The following is a 26,137-nucleotide window of genomic DNA, read 5'->3' on the forward strand; positions in this document are numbered from 1 at the left end:
CGATCGCGGCCGGCGGATAATGCGCTCCCCTTCCCGGTTGGTGCGTCGATGAGCGAGTCCCTCCTGTCCCCGTCACCAGCCGATCCGCAGGGTGCGGAGGCGCCGCTGCCGCCCCCGTCGCGTCCACGCGGGCCGATGTCGCTGGTGGTCCTGGCCACCCTGGCGGTGGGCTACACGCTGTGGGCCGCGCAGGACATCATCCTGCCGGTGCTGCTGGCGATGTTCTTCGCACTGGTCGGCAACCCGATCCTGCGCCTGCTGCAGAAGCTGTGGATTCCGCGCGCGCTGGGCGCACTGCTGATCCTCGGCGCCGGGCTGGGCGTGACCGGTTCGCTGGCGGTGCAGTTGATCGGTCCGGCGATGGAATGGGCGCAGGAAGCACCGCAGCAGCTGCGCAAGGTGGCCCGGCAGGTGCAGGACCTGACCAAGCCGGTGCAGCAGGCCAACCAGGCGGCGGAAAACTTCGCCCGCGTGGCCGGCGGTGACAGCAACCACAAGGTGCAGGTGATCCGCACCCAGCTGGACGATCCATACCGCATGCTGACCCGTGCACCGCGCCTGGCCGCGTCGGTGCTGGCGGTGGTGCTGCTGACCCTGTTCTTCATGATCTACGGGCAGAGCCTGCAGCGCGCAGCGATCGCCCTGTTCCCGAACCGCCAGCAGCAGCGGTTCACCACCGACATCCTGCGTTCGATCGAACGGGAGGTCTCGCGTTACGTGCTGACCATCAGCGTCATCAACACCCTGGTCGGGCTGGTGTTCGCCGGCGTGCTGATGCTGCTCGGCATCGGCCTGCAGGAAGCACTGCTGTGGGGCACGGTGGCTGCACTACTGAACTTCGCCCCGTACGTGGGCCCGCTGATCGGCGTGGCATTGATGCTGTTGATGGGCTTCGTCGAGTTCCGCGACCCGCTGCAGGCCCTGCTGCCGGCCGCCGCCTACCTGGGCCTGCACACCCTGGAAGGGCAGATGGTGACCCCGATCGTGCTGGGCCGGCGCATGAAGCTGTCGCCGCTGGTGCTGATCCTGGCGCTGATGGTGTTCGGCTGGGCCTGGGGCATGATCGGGCTGCTGCTGGCAGTGCCGCTGCTGGTGTGCATCAAGCTGGTGCTGGCACGCCTGGATGGCATGCAGGGCTGGGCACGCCTGCTGGAGTGACGGCATCAACAACGGATGGACGCAGGTGGCGGAACCAGAAACAGGGACGAAGTGGCAGACTATGGCGCCCTACCCGGATGGATCCGCTCGTATGAACTCTCTCGCCACGCGTTGCCTTGCCTTGGCCTGCATTGCCGCTCCCGCGTTCGCCGCGACACCGCCGACTGCCGATCAGGCGCGCACCCAGCTTGCTGAGGCGGTTACCTGCAAGCGGCACCTCACGCCCATGCAGTTCGACGCCATGGCCCGGATGCTGGCACCGGCCCCGGCAAGGGCGCAGGACGGCGAATCCAGCGGCGAGTTCCGGCTGACCACGCCCTTGATGGTGCTGGGCCAGCCCGTGAACCGGCTGCAGTCCTATGACGGCGACAGCGGCGAGGATGGCATCGACAGTTTCACCGCGTACTTCAGCTCGGCCAGTGTGGAACAGGTCGCGGCACTGGCGAAGCTGTCCGACCCGGTAGCAGGCACCTACACGAAGGAAGTTGGGCGGCACAACCTGGACGTGCAGCAGTTCGACGGCCAGACCACCATCGCCTGCTCGTACAACCTGCGCTGACCCGGCCCAGCCACAGTGCCCACCCGCCCGCCGCGCCGCATGAAAGCCCGCGCGGGCAGGGGTAGAATGGCGAGGTGAATTTCCCCGTCCAAGCCATCACCCTCGACCTTGACGACACGCTGTGGCCGTTCGCTCCGATCGGCGCCCGCATCGAACAGGTCCTGCACGCCTGGATGTGCGAACACAGCCCCGCTACCGCCGCGATGTATCCGGTGGAGGCGATGCGCGAACTGCGCGAGCGGCTGTACCACGCCCATCCGCACCTCCACCACGACCTGAGTGCGCTGCGCCGGCTGACCCTGCACGAAGCACTGCACACCAGCGGTGCCAGCCTCGATCTGCTGGAGCCTGCGTATGAAGTGTTCTACGCCGCGCGCAACCAGGTGGAGTGCTATCCCGATGCGATCGACGCGCTGGCGCGCATTGCCGCACGGGTACCGGTGGCGGCGCTGAGCAACGGCAATGCCGATCTGGAGCGGATCGGCCTGGCCCATCATTTCGCCTTCCAGCTGGGTTCGCGCGAACACGGCGCGGCCAAGCCCGAAGCCAGCATCTTCCATGCCGCGTGCACCCGCCTGGGTGTGGCACCGGCACAGGTGCTGCACGTCGGCGACCATGCCGACATGGACGTGGCCGGGGCGATTGCCGCCGGCCTGCGCGGCTGCTGGATCAACCGCGACGCAGCCACCTGGACCCATCCGCAGCTGCAGCCGGACCTGCAGTTCGACACCCTTACCGGCCTGGCCGACTGGTTGGATGCCAACCTCGACGCCGCCGCACCCCGGAGTACCTGACGCATGAGCGAGATCACTGGTTTCACCGCCGACACCGCTGCGGCGCTGCCGTTGTACGTGCTGGACCGCGAGCAGTTCGCCGCCTGGAAGGACAGCCAGCCGGCTGCCACGCAGGCGTGGCTGGCATCGCAGGGCTTCAACGCCGGCGCCCACAGCGTGGCACTGCTGCCGGGCGCCGATGGCCTGGCCGGTGCCGTGATGGGCGTGGGTGATCGTGCCGATGCCTACAGCTATGCGCATGCGCCGCACGCGCTGCCGGAAGGCAGCGTCTGGCAGCTGGCCAATGAACTGCCGGCCGCCGAACTGGCGCTGCTGCAGCTGGGCTGGGGCCTGGGCAGCTACCGCTTTGACCGCTATCGCAAGCGCAATCGCGCACCGGCGCAGCTGGTGGCCTCGCCGACCGGCGAAGTGGCCGACCTGATCGCCGCCAGCCTGCGCGTGCGCGACTGGGTCAACACCCCGACCGAAGACATGGGCCCGCAGCAGCTGGAAGACGCCGCGCGCGCGCTGGCCGATGCACATGGTGCGCAGGTCGAGGCGATTACCGGCGACGAACTGCTGAAGCAGAATTTCCCGGCCATCCACGCCGTGGGCCGCGCTTCGCATCGTGCGCCGCGCCTGGTCGTGCTGCGCTGGGGCAGGGAAACCGATCCGGCATTGGTGCTGGTGGGCAAGGGCGTGTGCTTCGATACCGGCGGGCTGGACATCAAGCCAGCCGACGGCATGCGCAACATGAAGAAGGACATGGGCGGCGCCGCGCACGCACTGGCCCTGGCCGGCCTGGTGATGGCGCGCGGGCTGCCGGTGCGGCTGACCCTGCTGGTGCCGGCGGTGGAAAACGCGATCGGTCCGGATGCCTTCCGCCCGGGCGAAGTGATCGCCACCCGCAAGGGCCTGAGCGTGGAGATCGACAACACCGATGCCGAAGGCCGCGTGATCCTGTGCGATGCGCTGACCTTCGCCGGTGAGCAGAAGCCGGACCTGGTGCTGGACTTCGCCACCCTCACCGGTGCCGCGCGCATCGCACTGGGCCCGGACCTGCCGGCACTGTTCAGCAACGACGACACGGTGGCCCAGCAGTGGCTGCAGGCCGGTGACGCGACCCGCGACCCGGTCTGGCGCATGCCGCTGTGGCGCCCCTACCTGCGCTACCTGAGCAGCGGCATCGCCGACCTGGCCAACGCCGGTTCGCGCATGGCCGGCTCGGTGACCGCCGCGCTGTACCTGGAGCGCTTCCTGGAAGACGGCCAGCGCTGGGCGCACCTGGATGTGTATGCCTGGAACGACGGCGAGCGCCCGGGCCGTCCGGCCGGTGGCGAAGCGCTGGCGCTGCGCTCGGCGTGGGCGATGCTGAAGCAGCGCTACAGCTGATCGGGTGGGTGCCGACCGTTGGTCGGCACCCCGTCCCCGGAAAATCTGACGAAAAATTGAATTTCGGCCCCGGCCGGGTTCTGCGAGGATGTGTGGGTCGACCACCCACACGCTCCGTGAAGGCAGGACTCCGACCATGTCGCTCTTCCGCTACACCCGCGCTGGCCAGACGCCGGGCGCGCCACGCAAGCATTCACCCCTGCTCTGGATCGCACTGATCGCACTCATTCTGGGTGCGGTCGCGCTGGCCTTCGCCTGGCTGGCCGGCTGGATTGGAAACCGCCTGACCGCGCAGCGCTTCACCGACACCATCGAGGCCACCGGCCCGGCCCACCCGGGCTTCCGCCGCGCGCACAGCAAGGGCATCTGCGTGAGCGGCTGGTTCGAACCCAGCGCGCAGGCCCCCACCCTGTCCAGCGCACGGGTGTTCTCGCAACGCCGCGTGCCAGTGATGGGCCGCCTGTCGATCGGCGGCGGCGACCCCTACGGCGCCGACAACACCGCACGCGTGCGCAGCCTCGCGGTGCAGATGGTCAGCGATGATGGCCAGGAATGGCGCATGGCGATGAACAGCTTCCCGTTCTTCGCCGTGCCCAGCGCAGAGGCGTTCTACGAGCAGACCCGCGCCTCCATTCCCGACCCGGCCACCGGCAAGCCCGATCCGCAGAAGATGGCCGCGGTGCTGGCCAAATACCCCAGTGCGCAGGCTTTCCAGCAGTGGGCCAAGACCGCGCCGTGGACCAGCAGCTGGGCCGACACCACCTTCAACAGCGTCAACAGCTTCTGGTTCACCAATGCGCAGGGCCAGAAGCGCGCGGTGCGCTGGCGCTGGCAGCCGCAGGCGCCGGTGGTGGAGATGGATGCGGAAACCCGCAAGCAGGCCAGCGTCGATTTCCTCAGCCAGGAACTGCAGCAGCGCCTGGCCAGCGGCCCGGTGCGCTGGAACCTGGTCGTGACCACCGCCGAGCCGGGCGATGCCATCGATGATCCGTCGGTACCGTGGCCCGAATCGCGTGACCAGGTAGTGGCCGGCGTACTCAGCCTGGACCGCATGCAGTCGCAGGAACAGGGCGCCTGCGGGCAGATCAATTTCGATCCGCTGATCCTGCCCAGCGGCGTGCGTGGCAGTGACGATCCGATCCTGGCGGCCCGCTCGGCCGTGTATTCGCAGTCCTTCAACCGCCGCGAACGCGAGCGCGCCACCGGCAACGTCGAGCAACGGAAGGAGGCCGTACGATGAGCACCGGCAACGGCCACTTCAACCTGCTGGCGCGGGTGCTGCACTGGTCCATGGCGCTGATGATCATCGCCATGCTGTTCATTGGCGTGACCATGGTCGCCTCGCTGCACTTGCGGCCGATGCTGATCGACCTGCACCGCCCATTGGGCATCACTATCGGCGTACTGGTGTTGCTGCGCCTGTACAACCGGCTGCGTCATCGCCCACCGCCGCTGCCGGCGGATCTTCCTGTGTGGCAGGTGATGGCGGCCAAGGCCTCGCACTGGATGCTGTACGCACTGATGCTGGCGATGCCGCTGATCGGCTGGGCGATGCTGTCGGCCGGCGGTTACCCGATCGTGCTGTGGGGTGGCCTGCACCTGCCGCCGATCGTGCCGCATACCCCGGCGCTGTATGCCGCGTTGCGCAATGCGCACAGCCTGCTGGCCTATGTGTTGTTTGCCACGGTGCTGATGCATGTGGGTGCGGCGCTGTTCCACCTGTGGGTGCGGCGTGACGGGGTGTTCCAGGCGATGGCGCGCGGGAAGGATTGAAAGGATTCGCCGGGCGTTCCCGGCGGATTGTTTCCGCGACCGCGGGGGGTGTCACTTTCTTTGCGCGCAAAGAAAGTAACCAAAGAAACGCTCCGCCGGCCGCGAGCCGGCGTGCTTCGCACGCCGGTGCCCTGCGCTCCTCGGTCCGTCGAGGGACGGCGCGGGAACTCGCTGCGCTCAGACACCCGCGCCTCTTCGCCCTCGCCGGTCCTGCGGTGCTCGGCTCGCTTGAAGGCGGACTCAAGATCAAAGGCGAAAGCGGCCGCTTCACTCGTCGGACACGGCCCGGCGCTACCAAATATCGTCGTGCAGCTGTGGTTCTTGACCTTGGGTCCGCCTTGAGCGAGCCGAGCATCGCAGGGGAATCAGGGGCGAAGAGGCGCCGGTGTCTGAGCGCAGCGAGTTCGGCGCCGTCCCCTGATTCGCCGAGAAGCGCAGGGAACCGTCGCGTAGCGACGGCTCGCGCTCTGGCGGCGTGTTTCTTTGGTTACTTTCTTTGCACGAGCAAAGAAAGTGACACCTCTCCGCAGGCGCGGAAATGATCCGCTACAACCACCCCTTCTGCCGCGCCAGCCGGTACGCCTCGATCCGGTTGGCCACACCCAGCTTGCCGATGCACTCGGACAGGTAATTGCGCACCGTACCGTGCGACAACCCCAGCTGCTCGGCGATCTCGCTGGCGGTGCGGCCCTCGCCCGCCAGCCGCAGTACGCGGCGCTCGCGGTCGGTCAGCGGATCGGCCTGCGACCACGCATCCAGTGCCAGCTGCGGGTCGATCGCACGGATGCCCTGTTTCACCTTGCGCAGGGCATCGGCCAGGTTCTCGGCCGGTGCATCCTTCAGCAGGTAGCCCAGCACGCCGGCTTCCAGCGCGCGGCGCAGGAAACCGGCGCGGGCGAAGGTGGTCACGATCACCACCTTGATCGGCAGCTCGTGGCGCGCGATGCGCTGGGCAAGCTCGAGCCCGGACAGGCCGGGCATCTCGATGTCGGTGACCAGGATGTCCGGTTGCAGCTGCTGCAGCATCCGCCACGCGGTTTCGCCATCGGCGGCGCTGCCCAGCACCTCGATATCCGGCTCCAGGCCCAGCAACGCCGACAGTGCACCGCGCACCATCGCCTGATCCTCGGCCAGCAGGATGCGGATCATGCGGCACCGTCCTGTGCCAGCGACGGCGGCGCTCCCGGCGGCAACGGTGTGGTCGCGGCAGCCAGTGGCACGCGCACGGTCAGTCGCGTGCCCTCGCCCTTTGCGGACTGTACCTGCAGGCTGCCCCCCAGGGCGGCCACGCGTTCGCGCATGCCGCTCAGCCCGTTGCCCTCGGCCTGCACGCCGCCACGGCCATCGTCGCGGATCTGCATCGCCAGCATGCGTCCCTCCAGCATGAACTCCACCCGTGCCTGTGTCGCCTGTGCATGGCGCACGATATTGGTTGCGGCCTCGCGCAGCACCAGCGCCAGCCCGCGTTCGACATCCACCGGCATCGCCGGTGGTGGTGCGTATTGAAGGTGGACCTGCTGGCATTCCAGCAGCAGCCGCGCCGATGCCAGCTCACCGGCCAGGTCGCTGGCGCGGATGCCGGTAACCGCGCTGCGCACCTGTGCCAGCGCTTCGCGGGCGATGGCCTCGGCCTCGCCGATCTCCAGCCGCGCGCGCGCGTCGCCGCGGTCGTGCAGCTTGCGCGCCAGCTCCAGCTTCAATGTGATCAGCGACAGGGTGTGGCCGAGCAGGTCATGCAGGTCGCGGCCGATGCGTTCGCGCTCGGCAGTGGCCGCCAGCCGCCGCACCTCGTCCTGCGACAGCTGCAGTGCCGCATCCTTCTGCTGGTTGAGCGCTTCCACGTTCACGACCAGCCCCACGATGTAGGACACGGCCGGGATCCAGACCAGGCTCTGCCACGGGTACTGGAACAGCAGCGCGAGGCTGCAGAACAGAAGGTTCAGGCCAGTGAGCTGCAGCAGATACTGCCACCAGCCACCGCGTCCGCTCACCCGCAGCAGCACGCAGCCGAACACGAAGTAGGTCAGCCCGGACGGATACCAGGGCAGCAGCACCAGCGACATCGCGATCAGGCCCAGCGCATAGCGCGGAGCGTGATGGCGCGGCGCCACCATCACCTTGGCGTACAGCAGCAGGAACACCGGATAGCTGGCCAGCGTCAGCAGCAGCCAGCGCAGGGTGAAGCCGTGGCCAAGCAAGGGCGTCAGGAAGATCCACACCGACCACAGCAGGTGGACTGCCTCGCTCCAGGGCGATTTTCCCCGGCGCAGCGTATCGGCCACCGCCGAGTCCGGCGCGGGGCGCAGCAGCGAGGCAAGCCATGTCGACGGCACGGGCGGTTCCAGGCGGGGACGATCGCCGCCGATCATGCCAGTTCAGCCGCCTGCGCGCAGGCGCCACCACCGGCCGGGCGGCACCGGCGCAACCGAGCGCGGATCACGGTACGCTTGGCGGCGCGGCTGTGGCGGGCCAGCGACGGGGTGATCGGATCCATGGGCGGTACCGGTAGCGGGGACGTTGCCATCCTGTGCCGCCGTGGTCACGTTTCGCAGTTGCCGCCGTCAGTGTCATCGGGTGACAGCTGTCACTGCCGTCATCGCTGTGCCTGCCTGCATGCTGTGCCGCACGCTCCACCGCCGGAACCGCCGCCGTCCGCCCTTCCGGCCACACCCGCCCAAACGCCTGTGATGGAACGAATGAACGCTTCTGCCGAGCTGTTGAAGGAACTCCGTATCGACCGCAAATCGCCGCCGCCCGCCTCCGGCGGCAGTGGCGGTGGCCGCCGCTGGCTGTGGATCGCGATCATCGTGGTCGTGTTGTTGCTGGCCGCTGTCGGCTTCGCCCTGTTCGGGCGTACGCCGGCAGTGGACGTGGAAACCGCCCCCGCCGTGGCCATCCAGCAGGGCAGCGCCAGCAGTTCGGTGCTCGATGCCAGTGGCTACGTGGTCGCCCGGCGCATGGCCACGGTATCGGCCAAGATCACCGGCAAGGTGCGCGAGGTGATGATCGAGGAAGGCATGCGCGTGGAACAGGGCCAGATCATGGCCACCCTGGACCCGATCGATGCCGACGCGCAGCGCAGCCTGTATGCCTCGCAGCTGCAGGCCGCACGCAGCCAGGTGGCCGGGCTGGAAGCGCAGCAGAGGCAGGCGGCCGCTGAAGCCAGCCGCCTGCAGGCACTGGTCGGCCAGCAGCTGGTGTCGCGCTCGCAGTACGACCAGGCGGTGGCCCAGCGTGACAGCCTGCGTGCACAGCTGGACACCGCACAGCGCAACGTCAAGGTGGCCAACGACCAGCTGGCCATCGCCGATCTGGGCGTGGACAACAACATCGTGCGCGCGCCGTTCTCCGGCGTGGTCACTGCCAAGGCCGCGCAGCCCGGCGAAATCGTCTCGCCGCTGTCGGCGGGCGGTGGGTTCACCCGTACCGGCATCGGCACCATCGTCGACATGGACTCGCTGGAGATCGAAGTCGAGGTCGGCGAGGCCTTCATCGGCCGCGTGCAGCCGAAGATGCCGGTCGAAGCCACGCTCAACGCCTATCCGGAGTGGAAGATTCCGGGCGAGGTGATCGCCATCATCCCCACCGCCGACCGCGGCAAGGCCACGGTGAAGGTGCGCGTGGCGCTGAAGGTGAAGGACCCGCGCATCGTGCCGGAGATGGGCGTGCGCGTCAGCTTCCTGGAGCAGGCGCAGCCGCAGGCGGCCGCCAAACCGCAGGGCGTGCGCGTGCCGGCGGGCGCCGTGGTCCAGCGCGAGGGCGCCTCGGTTGCCTTCGTGCTGGGTGACGAAAGCCGCGTGCAGCAGCGCACGGTCGAGGCCGGCCAGGCGATGGGCAAGGACCGCCAGATCCTCAAGGGCGTGAGCGCAGGTGAATCGGTGGTGCTGAACCCGCCGGACACCCTGCGCGATGGCGCCAAGGTGCAACAGAAACAAGCGCAGTAGCGGCCTGGCGCCCACGGGCGCCGCCGGCAGCACCGCTCGACGCACGCCTGCGGCCCCTGCCGTGGCGCTTCCCCGTTTCCCGCCTTCCGTGGAGAACCACCCATGTCGACCCTGGTTTCACTGCGCAACATCACCAAGACCTACCAGCGTGGCCCCGAGAAAGTGCAGGTGCTGCACGGCATCGACCTGGACATCGCCAGCGGCGACTTCGTCGCGCTGATGGGCCCGTCCGGCTCGGGCAAGACCACCCTGCTCAACCTGATCGGCGGCCTGGACAACCCCAGCGGCGGCGAGATCAGCATCGAGGGCGAGCGCATCGACCAGATGAGCGGCGGCCAGCTGTCGACCTGGCGCAGCCACCACGTCGGCTTCGTGTTCCAGTTCTACAACCTGATGCCGATGCTGACCGCGCAGAAGAACGTGGAACTGCCGCTGCTGCTGACCCACCTCAATGCGGCGCAGCGCCGCCGCAACGCCGAGATCGCGCTGACCCTGGTCGGCCTGGCCGACCGCCGCAGCCACCGCCCGAATGAACTGTCCGGCGGCCAGCAGCAGCGCGTGGCAATCGCCCGGGCGATCGTCTCCGACCCGACCTTCCTGATCTGCGACGAACCGACCGGCGACCTCGACCGCCAGTCCGCCGAGGAGATCCTCGGCCTGCTGCAGCAGCTCAACCGGGAGCATGGCAAGACCATCATCATGGTCACCCATGACCCGAAGGCCGCCGAGTACGCCACGCACACGGTGCACCTGGACAAGGGCGAGCTGGCCGACGCGCCGCTGGCCCACTGACGGAGGCCACGGCGATGAAATACTTCTCGTTGGTGTGGGCGCAGCTGTTCCGCAGCCGTACCCGCACGTTGCTGACCCTGCTCTCCGTGGTGGCCGCGTTCCTGCTGTTCGGCATGCTCGATTCGGTGCGCGTGGCATTCACCTCCGGCGGCAGCGTGGAAGGCGCCAACCGCCTGGTGGTCGCATCGCGGCTGTCGATCACCCAGTCGCTGCCGATCCGCCTGGAGGCCCAGGTGCGGCAGGTGGCCGGCGTGCGCGACGTGGCCTATGGCATGTGGTTCGGCGGCATCTACCAGGACCCGAAGAACTTCTTCCCGAACTTCTCGGTGTCCCCCAACTACTTCGATGTCTACCGCGAGCTGCAGATCGACCCGGCACAGCTGGAAGACTGGAAGCAGACCCGTACCGGCGCCATCGTCGGCGAAACCCTGGCCAAGCAGTTCGGCTGGAAGATCGGCGACACCATCCCGCTGCAGGCCACGATCTTCCCGCGTGGCGGCAGCAACGACTGGCCGCTGGTGCTCAAGGGCATCTACCGTTCCAAGGACCGTGCGCTGGCCGCCAACGAAGAACGCCAGTTGATGATGAACTGGAAGTACTTCGATGAATCCAACGACTACATCAAGAACCAGGTGAGCTGGTACACGGTAACGCTGGACAACCCGGACCACTCTTCGCGGGTGGCGCAGGCGATCGACGCGATCTCGGCCAACTCCGACCACGAGACCAAGACCCAGACCGAATCGGCGTTCCAGCAGGCCTTCGTCAAGCAGTTCGCGGATATCGGCATGATCGTCACCTCGATCATGGGCGCGGTGTTCTTCACCCTGCTGCTGTTGACAGGCAACACCATGGCGCAGGCCGTGCGCGAGCGCGTGCCGGAGCTGGCCACGCTGAAGACGCTGGGCTTCAAGGACAGCACCGTGCTGACCCTGGTGATGGTGGAATCGGTGCTGCTGATCGGCCTGGGCGGCCTGATCGGCATGGGCCTGGCCGCCCTGATCCTGCCGGCCATCGGCCCGAAGAGCATGGGCATGCTGCCGCCGCACGTGCCGACGCCAACCTGGCTGATGGGGCTGGGCCTGATCGTGGTGATCGGCATCATCGTCGGCCTGTTGCCGGCGCTGCGTGCCAAGCGCCTGAAGATCGTCGACGCACTGGCCGGTCGCTGAGGAGAACACAGACATGTTCAAGAGCAAACTCAAGAAGTGGCTGGGCAACGGCGTGACGGTGCTGCTGCTGGCGGTCGGCCTGGTGCTGTGGATCAGCCTGCCGTGGACCGGCGTGCTGGCCGTGACCGTGCTGGTGGCCCTGTGGCTTCTGCTGACCCGCGGGGGGCGACTGGCGCTGGCCGCCACCCGTATCGGCGTGGCCAGCCTGCCGCAGCGCTGGGGCGCGTCCTCGGTGATCGTGGTCGGCATCGCCGGCGTGGTCGGCGTGCTGGTGGCAATGCTGGCGATGGGCGAAGGCTTCCAGGCCACGCTCAACAACACCGGCGATGACACCACTGCCATCGTGCTGCGCGGTGGCTCGCAGGCCGAGACCAACTCAGTGATCACCCGCGAGCAGGTACCGATGCTGTCCACCCTGCCCGGCATCAGCCGCGATGCGCAGGGCCGGCCGCTGCTGTCGCCGGAGCTGTCGCAGGTGGTCAACCTGGTGTCGAAGTCCGATGGCACCGACGTCAACGCGCAGTTCCGCGGCGTGGGCCCGCAGGCATGGGCGGTGCATGACAAGGTCAGGATCGTCGAGGGGCGCAAGTTCGCCACTGGCCTGCGCGAGATCGTGGTCGGCCAGGGCGCCAAGGGCCAGTTCCGCGACATGGAGGTGGGCAGGACACTGACCCTGGGCAACCAGACCTGGACCGTAGTGGGTGTGTTCGCCACCGGCGATGCGCATGATTCGGAACTGTGGACCGACGCCGATACGCTGGCCACCACCTACCAGCGCAGCGCCTGGCAGTCGATCAGCGTGCGCACCGAGGGCAAGGCAGGCTTCGATCAGTTCAAGGCCGCCGTCGCCGCCGACCCGCGCCTGAAACTGGACGTGGAAACCACCCGCGTGTACTACAGCAAGCAGGGCGGCGGGCTGACCAAGTTGATCGACATCCTTGGCAAGGTGATCGGCACGATCATGGCGGTCGGTGCGGTGTTTGGCGCGCTCAACACCATGTATGCGGCCGTCGCCACGCGCGCCCGCGAAATCGCCACCATGCGTGCGATCGGCTTCCGCGGCCTGCCGGTGGTGACGGCAGTGATGCTGGAGACGATGCTGCTGGCGCTGCTCGGTGGCCTGCTCGGCTGTGCGGTGGCGTGGCTGCTGTTCAACGGCTACAGCGTGTCCACCATCGGCAGCAACTTCAGCGCAGTGGTGTTCAAGTTCCATGTGTCGCCGGAACTGCTGTGGACCGGCCTGAAATGGGCACTGGGCATCGGCCTGGTCGGCGGCCTGTTCCCGGCACTGCGCGCGGCACGTCTGCCGATCACCACGGCGCTGCGCGAAACCTGAGCATCGCGCAGCGGTGGACTGCGCATCACGCAAGGGGACGGAGCGAAGGCTCCGTCCCTTTCACGTTGCCGAACTCAGAAATCCGCCGCCGCAGCATCAGACGGCGGGGCCGCGCGCGGCCAGATGCTGGCGAAGGACCTCCTCGGGCGGATACGCCGTGCCCAGCGCGTGCTGCTCGCCTGTGTGCCGGTCGACGAAGATCGGCCCATTGCCGGCCAATGCATCCGAGATTTCGCCGGATTGCAGGTAGCGCAGCGACTGGAAGCAGAACAGCCAGCCTTCGACCACTTCGTGCTCATGCGTGATGGCAACCGGCTCATCGTCGCTGGCAAGTGCAGCCTCCACGCGACGGCGTGCTTCTTCAAGCTGGATCATTCCTTCGTCTCCTGCCTTCGATGACAAGGCGAAGAGCATTTCATGCGGGCAGGTGCATCACAACGCCTGCGCGCCTGCATACAAGCGCGTACTGCGACGCGTTGTCGCAACCACTCAAGCGTGCCAGCTTCGTGCCGCTATCGATGCCTCTGCCCATCGCAAACGCAGCGCGCGTGACGCTGCGCACAGCGCATCTGTGGATTGTTGGTTGCGATTCATTTTCGCGCACTTCCAGCAGCGCCGAGACAAACAGTTACGAATGGAAACATTCTAGAATCGCGCCCCCCACGTTGGTTTGCAGCACCCCACGCGCCCATAGAACGGGCGCTTGTTTTTACCGAAACACGAGATTTCACGGATGTCCCTGAAAACCAATCCGCTGCGCAACGCGATCGTCATCGCGCTGGCCGCCAGCTGCACCACCCCCGCCTTCGCACAGAGCACCAGCGATACCCCGACCAACCTCGACCGCATCGAAATCACCGGCTCGCGCATCCGCCAGGCCAGTGTCGAAACCGCACAGCCGGTGGTCGCGCTCAACCGCGCCGAGATCGAGAAGAAGGGCTACGTCAACGTCGCTGACATCCTGCAGGACATTCCTGCCGCCGGTGCGCCGAGCATGAGCCGCGCCTCGTCGCTGACCTCCTCGCGCGACTTCGGCGGCATGTACGTCAGCCTGCGCAACCTGGGCCCGGAACGCAGCCTGGTGCTGATCGACGGCCGCCGCATGGGCGTCAGCGCCGGCGGTTACTCCGACCTGGCCTCGATCCCGTCGTCCATCGTCGAGCGCGTGGAAGTGCTGACCGACGGCGCCTCCGCGCTGTACGGCTCCGATGCCATCGCCGGCGTGGTCAACATCATCACCCGCAAGAATTTCGATGGTGGCGAAGCCAGCGTCTATGTCGGCCAGTACGGCCAGGGTGACGGCCAGAAGCGCGCCTACAGCGCGACCTTCGGCAAGACCTTCGAGCGCGGCTGGTTCAGCGTGGGCGCCGAGCGCACCAAGGAAGATGAGGTGCTGGGCAAGGACCGCGAGTTCAGCCGTTACACCAACGGCCCGCGCCACCCCAACGATGGCCTCAATGGCAACACCCCGTGGGGCTACGTCACCGTCGGTGGCAAGAACCTGACGGTGGGCCCGGGCGGCGACCCGGGCAAGGCCGGCAACTTCCATGCGCCGGACCCGGCTGATGGTGCCAACACCAAGTCGAACATGAGCCTGCTGACAGGCCTGGAACGCACCTCGGTGTTCGCCAACGGTGGCTTCTCGATCACCGACAACCTGCGCATCGTCGCCGACGCGTTGTACAGCAAGCGCGAGTCGACCAAGCACCTGGCCGGTTACCCGTACTCGGTCAGCGCCGCGCAGGCCCGCAATGGCAGCCGTGCCGCCCTGTCCAAGGACAGCGCGTTCAACCTGTGGGGCCAGGATGCGCTGTTCGCGCACCGTACCGAGGAACTGCCGCGCGGCACCGAGAACAACCTGGAAACCAAGCGCGCCAGCATTGGTCTGGAAGGCAGCTTCGAAACCGGTTCGCGGTACTGGGACTGGAACGTCAACTACATGTACAACCGCAACGAAGGCGAGCGCATCGGTACCGGCAGCATGTACCAGCCGCACGTCAACCTGGCCGTCGGCCCGTCCTTCATGGACGGCAACGTGGCCCGCTGCGGTGCGCCGGGCGCGGTGATCGCCGGCTGCGTGCCGTGGAACCCGGCCGCCCCGATGGGTTACACCGGACCCGGCTCGCTGAGCAACCAGGACGTGCAGGACTACCTGTTCACCCGCTTCGTCGACAAGATGCAGAGCACCACCAAGGTCGCCAGCGGCAACATCTCCGGCTCGCTGTTCACCCTGCCGGCCGGCGACATCCTGGCCGCGATGGGCTTCGAGCACCGCAGCGAAGAAGCCAGCTACACTCCGGACACGATGGTGCAGAAGGGCGAGATCGCCGGCACCAGCGGCCAGCCGACCCGCGGCAACTACTCGCTCAACGAGGTCTACCTGGAACTGCAGGTGCCGCTGCTGGCCGACCTGCCGTTCGCCCGCGAACTGTCGCTGGACATGGCCGGCCGCTACTCGGACTACAACAACTTCGGTTCGACCACCAACAGCAAGTTCGGCCTGAAGTGGAAGCCGATCGACAGCCTGCTGGTGCGCGCCACCTACGGCACCGGCTTCCGTGCGCCGACCGTGGATGACCTGTACGGCGGCACCGTCAGCAGCCGCGACTCGTTCACCGATCCGTGCGATACCTCCTTCGGTACCGCCGCCACCAGCCCGACCGTCGCTGCCCGCTGCCAGGCGCTGAAGGTGCCGGCCAACTTCCGCCAGCTCAACAGCGATGGCAGCGTGGCCACCAAGCCCGGCCAGCAGGCCACCACCGATTTCAGCTCGGGTTCCAACCCGGGCCTGAAGCCGGAAACCGCCAAGACCTGGACCGTCGGCCTGGTCTACAGCCCGGACTTCGTGCAGGGCCTGGACGTCAGCCTGGATTGGTGGAAGATCCGCATCGACAACGCCATCGTCGGTGAGTCGGCTACCAACATCCTGGAACAGTGCTACGTGCAGGGTTCGGATGCCGCCTGCGGCCGCTTCACCCGTGGCAGCAACGGCCAGGTCAACTCGCTGGACCGCTCGCTGGTGAACGCGGGCTACCGCGAAACCGCCGGCTATGACATCAACGTGCGCTACCGCCTGCCGGAAACCGCGTTCGGCAAGTTCGCCGTCAACTGGAACACCACGTACACCGACTACCTGGAGCAGCGCAACGACAGCGCCGCCACCACCCCGGTGGAACAGCGTACCGGTTGGGCCGGCGACTTCCGCGTGCGCTCCACCTTCAACCTGGATTGGCAGTACGGCGACCTCGGCATCGGCTGGACCGCGCGCTACTACTCCAGCATGAAGGAGAAGTGCTCGTACATGGATGAGTGCAACATGCCGGGCTTCAACTCGTCGTACACCAGCGCGTCGCCGACCAACAAGGTGGGCTCCAACACCTTCCACGACCTGCAGGTGCGTTACAGCCTGCCGTGGGATGGCACCGTGTCGCTGGGCGTGAACAACGTGTTCAACCACCAGGGTCCGATCATGTACAGCCAGCCGAACAGCAGCTTCACCTACTACGGTGGCTTCGACATCGGCCGCTTCATGTACATGAAGTACCAGCAGCGCTTCTAAGCCTGCAACCGCGTTCCCGCCACGGCCATCCCTCTCTCCTGGCCGTGGACGGAAGCAGAACGGCGCCCCTCGGGGCGCCGTTCTTTTTTGGGTGGAAGCGGGTCGGATCCCTTCGCCCTGCGAAGGGATCCGACCCCGCAGCCCCGCCGGCGCTAGCGCTTGGCGCGCATCGTGCGGATGTTGTCGCCGACGAACAGGATCAGGCCGGCCCAGATCGCGGCAAAACCGATCGCCTTGGCGGTATCGAACGCTTCGTGGAAGAAGAACACGCCCAGCAGCAGCTGCAGGCTCGGTGCGATGTACTGCAGGATGCCGACCAGCGACAGCGGAATGCGCTTCACGCCGTAGGCAAAGCCGATCAGCGGTACGGCGGTGACTGCGCCACCGAAGATCAGCAGCAGGTCGTTGCGCCAGCCCCAGCCATGGAAGAACGCACCGCCATGGCCGTTTTCCGCCCAGATCGCGAAGGCCAGCGCCGGCAGGAACAGGTACATGCTTTCCACGCCCAGGCCGGCCACCGGGTCGACCGAGACCAGCTTGCGCAGCAGGCCATACAGGCCGAACGAACAAGCCAGGCCAAGCGCGATCCACGGCGGTGTGCCGGCGTCGATGGTCAGCCAGGCCACGCCCACCGCCGCCATCGCCACCGCCACCCATTGCAGGCGGCGCAGGCGTTCCTTCAGCACCAGCACGCCCAGCAGCACGTTCACCAGCGGGTTGATGAAGTAGCCCAGGCTGGTCTCGATGACATGGCCGGCGTTGACCGCCCAGATATACAGGCCCCAGTTGAAGGCGATGGTCAGGCTCGACACCAGCAGGATCGGCAGCGCGCGCGGCTGCGCGGCGATCTTCTGCCACCAGCCCAGGCGCGAGCTGATCAGCAGCCAGCCCAGCACCAGCACGGTGCTCCAGATGATGCGGTGGGCGATGATCTGGAACGAAGGCACCTCGTTGAGCAGGTGCCAGTACACCGGCACCAGGCCCCAGATCACGAAGGTGGACGCGGTGACCAGCAGGCCCCGGCGTTGTTCTTTCTCGTCCATGCTCATCTCTTTCGCGTCCTTGCCATCGTCAGTACCACCACACCCAGGAGAATCACCGCCATCGCCAGCAGGTCGCGCCAGCCGAAGCGTTCACCGTTGAGCAGCGCGCCGAGCAGCACCGCGATCACCGGGTTGACGTACGCATAGCTGCCGGCCAGCGCCGGACGCACGTTCTGCAGCAGCCACACGTAGGCAGTGAACGCGACGATGGAGCCGAACACGCACAGGTACGCCATCGCCAGCAGGCCACCGGTATCGGGCAGCGTGCTCGGGCGCTCGCCGACCGCCAGGCCGATCAGCACCAGCAGCACGCCACCACAGATCATCTGCCCGGCCGCGGTCATGAACGGGCCCGGCAGGTCCAGCCCGCGTGCCCACACCGAACCGAAGGCCCAGCCGATCGGCGCGATCAGCAGCAGCACCAGCCCGGTCGGCGAGGCGGTCAGGCTGCTGCCGGCATTGAGCCAGACCACACCGAGGAAGCCGATGGCGATGCCCAGCCACTCACCGCGGCTGGCATGCTGCCCGCGCAGCGCCGAGAACAGCGCCATCCACAGCGGCACCGAGGCCACCGCGGTGGCGGCCAGGCCCGAGGACACCTCACGCTCGGCCAGCACCACCATGCCGTTGCCCAGCACCAGCATGGTCACGCCCATGATGACCAGGTTGCGCCATTGCCGCAGGGTCGGGTTCGGCAGCTTCCAGAACAGGCGCAGCGCCAGGAACATCAGGCCGCCGGCAATGATGAAGCGGCTGCCGGAGACCATCGTCAGCGGCAGTGCGCCGCCGTGCAGGGCCTTGGCGATGCCCAGGTAGGTCGAGCCCCAGACCACGTAGACCAGCAGCAGTGCCAGCGCGACAAGGCCACCCCGGGGGGCAGCCGCAGACGAAGAGGGGGGAACCGACATGACACACCAGGGAGCCGGGGGAAGGCGGATTCTAGGACGTTTTGAGTATGGTCCGGGACCCCATACGGTGGCACGCTGTCATCCATCCATGCACCCTGCTCTGGTCTGCTACCCCGTGTTGACGGTCGATGCAGTACCAAGAGGGCTGCCCGGCCGCGCCGCCCCAAGGCCGGGCGCCGTTTTCCCTGCGCACGGACGCGCCGCATCGAGGATTCCCACCCAGATGAGCACCACGCCCCAACCTGCTGTCCCCGCGAACGACCGCGCCGCCCTGCGGCGGTCGATCTCCAACACCCTCAAAGGCTCCGCCGGCAACCTGGTGGAGTGGTACGACGTCTACGTGTACTCGGTGTTCGCCGTGTACTTCGAATCGCAGTTCTTCTCGCCCGACGACAAGAACTCCACGATGTACGTGTGGGCGATCTTCGCCGCGACCTTCCTGATGCGCCCGATCGGCGCCTGGTTCTTCGGCCGCTTCGCCGACCGCCATGGCCGCCGCCTGGCGCTGACCGTCTCGGTCACGTTGATGGCGCTGTGCTCGTTCCTGATCGCCATCACCCCCACCGCCGCCAGCATCGGCATCTGGGCCGCGGTCATCCTGCTGTTCGCACGGCTGCTGCAGGGCTTCGCCACCGGTGGCGAGTACGGCGCCAGCGCCACCTACATGTCCGAAGCCGCCATTCCCGGCCGCCGCGGCTTCCTGTCGTCCTTCCACTACGTCACCCTGGTTGGCGGCCACGTGCTGGCCCAGCTGACCCTGCTGCTGATGCTGACCTTCTGGGGCAAGCCGGAAATCTCCGAGTGGGGCTGGCGCATCGCCTTCGGCATCGGCGGCATCGCCGCGGTGGTGGTGTTCTGGCTGCGCCGTGGCATGGACGAGTCGCTGTCGGAGTCGTCCATCGAGGCCGCGCGCGAGGGCAAGGCGCAGAAGTCCGGCTCGATGTACGAGCTGTTCGTGCACCAGTGGCGACCGCTGCTGCTGTGCTTCCTGATCACCGCCGGCGGTACCGTGGCCTTCTACACCTATTCGGTGAACGGCCCGAAGATGATCCAGAGCGCCTTCGCCGGCAACGACCCGATGACCGGCACCCTGATCAACCTGGGCGTGCTGGCCTTCCTGATGGTGCTGCAGCCGGTCGGTGGCTGGCTGTCGGACATCATCGGCCGCAAGACCCTGCTGGTGTTCTTCGGCGTCGGCGGCGTGCTGTACAGCTGGTACCTGATCACCCAGCTGCCGCACCAGCATGACGCCACCCTTGCCTTCCTGACCCTGGCGCTGGCGTTCGTCATCCTCACCGGCTACACCTCCATCAACGCGGTGGTGAAGGCCGAACTGTTCCCCACCCACGTGCGTGCACTGGGCGTGGGCCTGGGCTATGCGCTGGCCAACTCGCTGTTCGGCGGCACCGCCCCGCTGCTGTACCAGGGCGCGCTGAAGACCGGCCACGTCGATTGGTTCGCCCTCTACGTGACTGCCACGATCGCGGTATCGTTGGTGGTCTATGTGTTCTTCCTCACCAACAAGGGCCCGAACTGGCTCGACGGCACCCGCAAGTAAGCGCGTTGCCCTGATCGCGGCCACCGGTGCAATGCCGGTGGCCGCTGCGTCTCCCGCTCCTCCACTGATGTGGATCGCGGTGACGCTGGCCGCAGCCACGGCACTGGCCTGGCTGCTGCGCCGCCCCAGCGCACAGGCCGCATGGCCACGCATCGGTTTCGGGATCGCCCTGCTGCTGTTCTGCGCCGCACTGGCGCTGCAGCTGGCAGTGGACCTGGGCAGCGGCCACAGCTCGCTGCAACTGCGCCTGCATCGCGGCGTCAACGGCGGATCGCTGGTCGGCCTGCGCACGATGGTGGCGTGCTATCTGGCAGCGCTAGCCGCCAGCGGCTGGGGCGCCTGGAAGCTGCTGCGCCGGCGCTGACGAACACCCGGTCGTGCCGCCCGCTGGCCGACACCTCCACATTCTTTCGGTCGTGCCGGCCGCTGGCCGGCAACGCCACCTTCTTTCGGTAGTGCCGGCCGCTGGCCGGCAACCTCATGAACCTCCGGAACCGGCCAGCGGCCGGCACTACCTCAGCGGCGGGCCGCTTCGCTCTTGTCGCGCGCGCCGCGGAACTCCGATTCCTTTTCCCACGTCGGCCAGCGGCGGCTGTTGGCCAGCTCCGCGCCCAGATCGTACACCAGCAGGGTATCGGCAGCGTGGCCGCTCGGGTCCCAGCGCGGCGTCCAGGCATCGCAGGCCTGGTGGTAGCAATCGGCGAAGTACTTCTCGCGCAGCGCGCGGCCGGCTTCAACCCCACCGTCCAGCTTGTCCAGGCCCGGGCCGATGGTGATTGCCGGCACGCCCAGGCGGGCGAAGGCGAAGTGGTCAGCGCGGTAGAAGAAGCCCGCTTCCAGGTTCGGGTCCGGGCTGTAGCTGCGGCCACGGGCCTTGGCCACGCGTTCCAGGTCGCCTTCCAGCGAGACCCGGCCTTTGCCCCACGACGCGATGTCGCGGGTCGGGCCATCCGGGCTGAACATCTCGATGTTCAGCACCGCGGCGGTCTTGTCCAGCGGCGCCAGCGGGTGCGCGGCGTAGTAGCTGGCGCCCAGCAGGCCCTTCTCTTCGGCGGTCAGCGCCACGAAGTACAGCGTGCGCTGCGGCTGCGGGCCGGCGGCGAACACCCGGCCCAGTTCCAGCACCGTGGCCACGCCGGTGGCGTTGTCGATCGCACCGCGGCGGATGCGGTCGCCCTTGGCGTCGGGCTGGCCGATACCGAAGGCATCCCAGTGCGCAGAGAAGATCACCGCCTCGTCGCCATGCTCGCCACCGGGCAGCTTGGCCACCACGTTGCGGGTCACCACCTGCTCGCGCTTCAGCGCGAAGTCCACGCTCAGCTTGGCGTTGTCCAGTGCCACCGGGCGGAAGTCGGCGCGCATCGCCTTGCGCTTCTCCGCATCGAAGTCCAGGCCGGCGTCGGCGAAGATCGCCTCGGCCAGCTCGCGCTGCATCCAGCCACGCAGCGGCGTGTGCTGCGCCATCGCCTCCTCCTGGCCGCGCTCGATGTCGAACAGCGGCGATGTGCCCGAGCTCTTCACCGTGGCCCAGCCGTAGGCGGCCGGCGCGGTCTCGTGCACGATCAGCACGCCTTCGGCGCCACGGCGTGCGGCTTCCTCGAACTTGTAGGTCCAGCGGCCGTAGTAGGTCACCGCCTTGCCGTCAAACGCGCCCGGCGCATCGGCCTCGAAATCAGCATCGTTGATCAGCACCACGGCGATCTTGCCGTGCAGGTCCACGTCCTTGTAGTCGTTCCACTGGCGTTCCGGCGCATCGATGCCATAGCCGACGAACACCAGCGGCGCATTCCTGAACTGCACGCGCTTGCGCGGCTGCAGGCTCTGCAGGGTCACGTCCACGCCATTGGCCAGCGCACGCTTGCCCTGCTTCAGCGACAGGCTGGCCTTGGCCGGGCCGTCCAGCTGCGCGCGCACCAACGGGACCGGCTGCACCCAGCTGCCATCCACGCCGCCGGGCTGCAGGCCGTAGCTGCGGAACTGCTCGATCAGGTACTGCACCGTGCGCTCTTCACCCTCGGTGGCCGGCGCGCGGCCCTCGAATTCATCCGACGCCAGAACGCGCACATGGCGCGACAGCGCCTGCGGATCGATGCCGCCACCCGGCAGGTCGTTGGCCGCATGGGCAAGGCCACCGACGAACAGGCAGGACGACAGCAGCAACACGCGCATCGGATTCACGGCAGTACCACGGCTAGCTTGGAAGTCACCAGAGTGTAACGTGGTCGTGACATCACGGCGCGGCTTGGGCCCGCGTCATCCACGCAGGGCGTGGATCTACCTGCTGATGCGATCCAGCCAGCAGGCCAGGCCCTGTGCATTGAGCTCGATATCCATCGCCAGCACGGTGGTCACTGCCGCATCGTCCAGCGCACAGCCATGCAGCTGTGCACGTTCCAGATACAGCGCCTGCAACGCGGCCAACAGGCAACGATGGCGGTCCGGTCGACCGTCGCACTGGCGGCCAATGGCGGCCATCGCATCGATCTGCTCGAACAGGTCGCCGGCCAGTTTCTCCACCTGTTCCACACGACCGTAGTGGGTCAGGTACATCGCCTGCGGGCCGTAGCCCAGCATGCGCTGGATCGAGGCCTTCATCGCCTCCGGGTCGAACTGCACCGGCGAGGAGGTCGGGAAGATGAAAGCGCCCTGCGCGCTGTCCAGCTCGCGGTAGGAGATACCGAAGGTATCGCCGGTGAACCAGCTGCGGCTGCGCGCATCCCATACGCAATAGTGGTGCAGCGCGTGACCCGGCGTGTGCAGCAGCACCAGCTCGCGGCCGGCCAGATCGATGCGGTGGCCGTCTTCGGCCACCACCACGCGCGACTCCGGAATCGCCTCGATGCGGCCATAGCTGCGCGCGATCTCTTCGGCGCCATACACCGCCGTGGCACCGGCGATCAGCCGGGTCGGGTCGATCATGTGCGGCGCACCGCGCGGGTGCAGCACCGCCTTTGCGTTGGGCAGCTGCTGCATCAGCAGGCCGGCGCCGCCGGCGTGGTCCAGGTGCACGTGCGTGAGCAGCAACCAGTCCACCGCTTCCACGCCCAGGCCGGCATCCGCCAGCGCCTGCAGCATCGCCGGCACCGACAGGCCGGTGCCGCAGTCGACAAACGCGGCGCGGCCGTTTTCAACGATCAGGTAAGCCGCGTCGAAGTCCGGGCGCTGGAAGCCGGTATCGATGGTGTGGATGCTGGGGTCGGCGGTCATCGGCACGCACCTGGCAGGATCGGGAACAGACGCCCATGGTAGGCGCGCAGGCGGCCCGGGTTCGATGCGGCTTTGGTCGGAGTCCAGATTCCGTAGAGCCGAGCCCATGCTCGGCTGCCTTTCTGCCAGACATCAGCCGAGCATGGGCTCGGCTCTACAGAGGGCGCGTGCAGTCGAGCATGGCTCGACTCTACAAAGGCGGGGTTACCGGTCCAGCCAGCGCGGTCGCAGCAGCAACGCCAGCACCAGCACCGCCAGGAACGCGCCGTAGGCGTACAGCACCGCCAGCACCTGCGGCCAGATCGGGCCGGCGCCGGGTTGCACCACGCCGATGCGGTAGCCCCACAGCATCGACACAATGCTCAGCGCGAACGCCAATACCAGGGTGGTGCCATCGAACAGGCGCCGCCGCGCGGTACGCGGCTGGCGCGGGAACAGCCAGTACAGGCTGCCCAGCAGCAGGAACCAGGGCAGGAACAGCAGCAGCGACAACCAGGCCATCGCAGACTCCATGTCATCGCGCCGGCGGCGCGCGGACATCATGCCATGGGTGCTGTGCCACGGTCGTGCCGGCGGGGGCGTCCCTGTAGAGCCGAGCCCATGCTCGGCTGCGTTGCTACCCAGCCGAGCACGGGCTCGGCTCTACAGAGGCGGAGCAAAGTCGAGCATGGCTCGACTCTACAAAGGGCAGGCAGGCCCGGCGATCAGGCCGCTTCGCGCAGCACGGCCAGCGCGGCCAGCACGGCGTCCACCTCGGCGTCCAGCTTGAACAGCTCGCTCTGCAGCTGGTCGCCCTGCTCGGCCTGCTTGATCACGGCAATCAGCTGGCCGGCATCACGCGGCGAATCGAAGCCTTCGCTCTGGATCAGCAGCGTGCCGTCGCCGGCGGTCAGCTTGAAGTAGAACCGGCCGTCCTTCTCGCGGTACTGCTTGAACTGCGGCGGGGCCACGCGGGCCACGCCGGCATCTTCGCTGGCGATGTTGCCCGCCGTGGACAGGTCGCGCAGGCCCACGGCGTGGCGCAGTTCTTCCAGCAGCGGTGCCGCCAACTGCTCGCGCAGCTGCTGCCCACGGCGCTTGAGCAGCGCTTCGATCTTCTCCGGCTCGGCCATCAGCGCGTTGTAGCGCTCGCGCAGCGGCGACAGTTCGCTGTCGATGCGCTCGAACAACTGCTGCTTGGCGTCGCCCCAGCTGATGCCGGCAGCGAACGCCTTGGCGAACTCTGCGGTCTGTTCCGGCGTGGCGAACGCCTGGTACATCTGGAACAGCGCCGAGCCTTCGGTGTCCTTCGGCTCACCCGGTGCGCGCGAGTCGGTCAGGATAGAGAACACCAGCTTCTTCAGCTCCTCGCGCGGCACGAACAGCGGAATGGTGTTGTGGTAGCTCTTGCTCATCTTGCGGCCATCCAGGCCGGCCAGCGTCGCCACCTGCTCATCGATCACCACGTCCGGCAGCGGGAAGTACTCCTTGCCGTACACGTGGTTGAAGCGCTGGGCGAAATCGCGCGCCATCTCGATGTGCTGGATCTGGTCACGGCCCACCGGCACCTGGTTGGCCTTGAAGATCAGGATGTCGGCGGCCATCAGCACCGGGTACATGAACAGGCCGGCGCTGACGCCTGCGTCCTCGTCCACGCCTTCCTCGCGGTTCTTGTCCACTGCCGCCTTGTAGGCGTGCGCCCGGTTGAGGATGCCCTTGCTGGCGATGGCGGTCAGGAACCACATCAGCTCGGTGGTCTCGCGGATGTCGCTCTGGCGGTAGAACCACACATGCTCCGGGTCCAGGCCGCAGGCCAGCCAGCTGGCCGCGATCTCCAGGGTCGCGCGCTGGGTGCGCTGCGGGTCCTGCGACTTGATCAGGCTGTGCAGGTCGGCCAGGAAGAAGAAGCTCTCAATCCCCGGCGCGCGGCTGGCGGCGATGGCCGGACGGATGGCGCCAACGTAGTTGCCCAGGTGGGGCGTGCCGGAGGGGGTGATGCCGGTAAGGACTCGGGTCGTCATGACTGCGTGGGGTAACCTTCGATGAACGGGGCCAGTTTACCTTGCACGCCACCAACCCCGTCAGGGCCTGCGGCGCGTTCATTCACCCAACCCCGCTGGAGACGCCCGATGAAACGCCTGCTGCCCCTGCTGCTGATCCTGCCCCTGGCCGGCTTCCGCCCGGCGCCACCTCCGCCACCGGCCTACGAAGGCGGCCCGGTGCGCATGACCCTGGTCGACCGCGACCGTGGCACCGAACTGCGCAGCTACCCCGCCGAGGGCCAGCGCTGGGTGGCCGGCGAGCGCGGCCACCGCTACGCCGTGCGCCTGTACAACGACAGCCCGCGCCGGGTGCTGGTGGTGCTGTCGGTGGACGGCGTCAACGCCATCTCCGGCGAGGATGCCGATCCCTCGCAGACCGGCTACGTGCTCAACCCCGGCCAGCGCGCCGACATCACCGGCTGGCGCAAGAGCCAGGACGAAGTGGCGCAGTTCGTGTTCAGCAGCCCCAGCGGCAGCTATGCCAGCCGCACCGGCCGCCCGGACAACATCGGCGTTGTGGGCGTGGCGGTGTTCGAAGAGGCACGTCGCTGGCGCCCTGAGCCGATCCTGCGCCGTGGGCTGCCGCTGCCGGCCCCGGCGGCCGAAGCGGCGGCCGATGCCAGTGCCAGTGCCAATGCCAGCCGCATCGAAGGCTACGCCAGCAAGTCGCAGGCCCCAGCGCTGGGTACCGGCCACGGTGCGCGCGAGCAGTCCTCGGTGCGCGATACCGACTTCGAGCGCGCCAGCCGCAGCCCCGCACAGGTATTGCAGCTGCGCTACGACAGCGCCCGCAACCTGCGTGCGCGCGGCATCCTGGTGGATTCGCCCTCGCGCCTGCCGCGCGAACCGCAGGCGTTCCCCAACCGCTACGTGCCGGACCCGCCGGCGCGCTGATCGTCCCGCGCAGACAACACGACGCCCGCAACCTCACGGTGCGGGCGT

Annotated in this window: 24 protein-coding genes; 14 read left to right on the forward strand and 10 right to left on the reverse strand. The window is 67.7% G+C overall.

Going from position 1 to position 26,137, the window contains the following annotated elements:
- Positions 1-48: 48 nt before the first annotated feature.
- From AC5P56_RS18195 to AC5P56_RS18220, 6 genes are all read left to right on the forward strand, one after another.
- Positions 49-1,158, forward strand: coding sequence for an AI-2E family transporter (locus AC5P56_RS18195; protein WP_032961455.1), 1,110 nt, complete (start codon positions 49-51; stop codon positions 1,156-1,158).
- A 91-nt stretch (positions 1,159-1,249) separates the two neighbouring features.
- On the forward strand, positions 1,250-1,717 hold the full coding sequence (locus AC5P56_RS18200) for a hypothetical protein (protein WP_227863879.1): 468 nt from the start codon (positions 1,250-1,252) through the stop codon (positions 1,715-1,717).
- Between the two features lie 74 nt (positions 1,718-1,791).
- Positions 1,792-2,511, forward strand: coding sequence for an HAD family hydrolase (locus tag AC5P56_RS18205; protein ID WP_049441851.1), 720 nt, complete (start codon positions 1,792-1,794; stop codon positions 2,509-2,511).
- A gap of 3 nt (positions 2,512-2,514) precedes the next feature.
- On the forward strand, positions 2,515-3,882 hold the full coding sequence (locus AC5P56_RS18210; protein ID WP_005411979.1) for a leucyl aminopeptidase family protein: 1,368 nt from the start codon (positions 2,515-2,517) through the stop codon (positions 3,880-3,882).
- Positions 3,883-4,018: 136 nt separating this feature from the next.
- Complete coding sequence (locus AC5P56_RS18215) at positions 4,019-5,122, forward strand: catalase family peroxidase (RefSeq protein ID WP_075076379.1); 1,104 nt, start codon at positions 4,019-4,021, stop codon at positions 5,120-5,122.
- Entirely contained in the window at positions 5,119-5,655 is a 537-nt protein-coding gene (locus AC5P56_RS18220; RefSeq protein ID WP_075076380.1) for a cytochrome b, read from the forward strand. Before AC5P56_RS18215 ends, AC5P56_RS18220 begins: the two co-directional genes overlap by 4 nt.
- 546 nt (positions 5,656-6,201) lie before the next feature.
- Here the strand turns inward: AC5P56_RS18220 and AC5P56_RS18225 are convergent.
- Genes AC5P56_RS18225 through AC5P56_RS18235 form a run of 3 tightly spaced genes read right to left on the reverse strand, consistent with a single transcriptional unit; the run spans position 6,202 to position 8,149 of the window.
- Complete coding sequence (locus AC5P56_RS18225; RefSeq protein WP_014645643.1) at positions 6,202-6,804, reverse strand: response regulator transcription factor; 603 nt, start codon at positions 6,802-6,804, stop codon at positions 6,202-6,204.
- The gene (locus tag AC5P56_RS18230; protein ID WP_032956229.1) at positions 6,801-8,024 is read right to left on the reverse strand and encodes a sensor histidine kinase; all 1,224 of its coding nucleotides are present in this window, start codon (positions 8,022-8,024) and stop codon (positions 6,801-6,803) included. Before AC5P56_RS18230 ends, AC5P56_RS18225 begins: the two co-directional genes overlap by 4 nt.
- A complete protein-coding gene (locus AC5P56_RS18235) occupies positions 8,021-8,149 on the reverse strand; it encodes a hypothetical protein (RefSeq protein WP_257473236.1) in 129 nt (42 codons plus the stop codon). The genes AC5P56_RS18230 and AC5P56_RS18235 overlap by 4 nt, the downstream gene beginning before the upstream one ends.
- A gap of 202 nt (positions 8,150-8,351) precedes the next feature.
- Between AC5P56_RS18235 and AC5P56_RS18240 the strand changes: the two genes are divergently transcribed.
- The 4 genes from AC5P56_RS18240 to AC5P56_RS18255 all read left to right on the forward strand — a co-directional run bounded on the left by AC5P56_RS18240 (position 8,352) and on the right by AC5P56_RS18255 (position 12,899).
- Positions 8,352-9,599, forward strand: a complete 1,248-nt coding sequence (locus AC5P56_RS18240; protein ID WP_014645641.1) for an efflux RND transporter periplasmic adaptor subunit — start codon at positions 8,352-8,354, stop codon at positions 9,597-9,599.
- Positions 9,600-9,701: 102 nt separating this feature from the next.
- Positions 9,702-10,391, forward strand: coding sequence for an ABC transporter ATP-binding protein (locus tag AC5P56_RS18245; RefSeq protein ID WP_004137569.1), 690 nt, complete (start codon positions 9,702-9,704; stop codon positions 10,389-10,391).
- Between the two features lie 14 nt (positions 10,392-10,405).
- Positions 10,406-11,563: an ABC transporter permease gene (locus tag AC5P56_RS18250; RefSeq protein ID WP_014035671.1), complete on the forward strand. Its 1,158-nt coding sequence runs from the start codon at positions 10,406-10,408 to the stop codon at positions 11,561-11,563.
- Positions 11,564-11,576: 13 nt separating this feature from the next.
- Entirely contained in the window at positions 11,577-12,899 is a 1,323-nt protein-coding gene (locus AC5P56_RS18255) for an ABC transporter permease (protein WP_032956233.1), read from the forward strand.
- Positions 12,900-12,995: 96 nt separating this feature from the next.
- Here the strand turns inward: AC5P56_RS18255 and AC5P56_RS18260 are convergent, their stop codons facing one another.
- A complete protein-coding gene (locus AC5P56_RS18260; RefSeq protein ID WP_239510533.1) occupies positions 12,996-13,313 on the reverse strand; it encodes a YrhB domain-containing protein in 318 nt (105 codons plus the stop codon).
- Positions 13,314-13,632: 319 nt separating this feature from the next.
- Between AC5P56_RS18260 and AC5P56_RS18265 the strand changes: the two genes are divergently transcribed.
- Positions 13,633-16,458, forward strand: coding sequence for a TonB-dependent receptor (locus AC5P56_RS18265; RefSeq protein ID WP_288495753.1), 2,826 nt, complete (start codon positions 13,633-13,635; stop codon positions 16,456-16,458).
- A gap of 152 nt (positions 16,459-16,610) precedes the next feature.
- On the opposite strand, the gene rarD is transcribed toward AC5P56_RS18265, so the two are convergent.
- Entirely contained in the window at positions 16,611-17,507 is an 897-nt protein-coding gene (rarD, locus tag AC5P56_RS18270; protein WP_014645638.1) for an EamA family transporter RarD, read from the reverse strand.
- Positions 17,504-18,409 carry a drug/metabolite exporter YedA gene (yedA, locus tag AC5P56_RS18275; RefSeq protein ID WP_049441840.1) on the reverse strand — a complete coding sequence of 302 codons (906 nt, stop codon included), beginning with the start codon at positions 18,407-18,409 and terminating at the stop codon, positions 17,504-17,506. The genes rarD and yedA overlap by 4 nt, the downstream gene beginning before the upstream one ends.
- Positions 18,410-18,632: 223 nt before the next feature.
- On the opposite strand from yedA, the gene AC5P56_RS18280 reads away from it, so the two are divergent.
- Positions 18,633-19,967: an MFS transporter gene (locus tag AC5P56_RS18280; RefSeq protein WP_014645636.1), complete on the forward strand. Its 1,335-nt coding sequence runs from the start codon at positions 18,633-18,635 to the stop codon at positions 19,965-19,967.
- Between the two features lie 67 nt (positions 19,968-20,034).
- Positions 20,035-20,331 (forward strand): hypothetical protein, encoded by a 297-nt coding sequence (locus tag AC5P56_RS18285; protein ID WP_014645635.1) that lies wholly within the window; start codon positions 20,035-20,037, stop codon positions 20,329-20,331.
- 152 nt (positions 20,332-20,483) lie between these two features.
- On the opposite strand, the gene AC5P56_RS18290 is transcribed toward AC5P56_RS18285, so the two are convergent.
- From AC5P56_RS18290 to AC5P56_RS18305, 4 genes are all read right to left on the reverse strand, one after another.
- A complete protein-coding gene (locus AC5P56_RS18290) occupies positions 20,484-22,136 on the reverse strand; it encodes a M28 family metallopeptidase (RefSeq protein ID WP_329768297.1) in 1,653 nt (550 codons plus the stop codon).
- A 105-nt stretch (positions 22,137-22,241) separates the two neighbouring features.
- Positions 22,242-23,174, reverse strand: a complete 933-nt coding sequence (locus tag AC5P56_RS18295) for an MBL fold metallo-hydrolase (protein WP_032956241.1) — start codon at positions 23,172-23,174, stop codon at positions 22,242-22,244.
- Positions 23,175-23,378: 204 nt separating this feature from the next.
- On the reverse strand, positions 23,379-23,675 hold the full coding sequence (locus AC5P56_RS18300) for a hypothetical protein (RefSeq protein ID WP_032956243.1): 297 nt from the start codon (positions 23,673-23,675) through the stop codon (positions 23,379-23,381).
- Positions 23,676-23,878: 203 nt separating this feature from the next.
- Positions 23,879-25,174 carry a tryptophan--tRNA ligase gene (locus AC5P56_RS18305; protein ID WP_014645631.1) on the reverse strand — a complete coding sequence of 432 codons (1,296 nt, stop codon included), beginning with the start codon at positions 25,172-25,174 and terminating at the stop codon, positions 23,879-23,881.
- A 108-nt stretch (positions 25,175-25,282) separates the two neighbouring features.
- Between AC5P56_RS18305 and AC5P56_RS18310 the strand changes: the two genes are divergently transcribed.
- Positions 25,283-26,089 carry a hypothetical protein gene (locus AC5P56_RS18310; RefSeq protein ID WP_053494621.1) on the forward strand — a complete coding sequence of 269 codons (807 nt, stop codon included), beginning with the start codon at positions 25,283-25,285 and terminating at the stop codon, positions 26,087-26,089.
- Positions 26,090-26,137: the final 48 nt, after the last annotated feature.

The sequence above is a fragment of the Stenotrophomonas sp. YJH_SMC_131 genome (assembly GCF_059367975.1).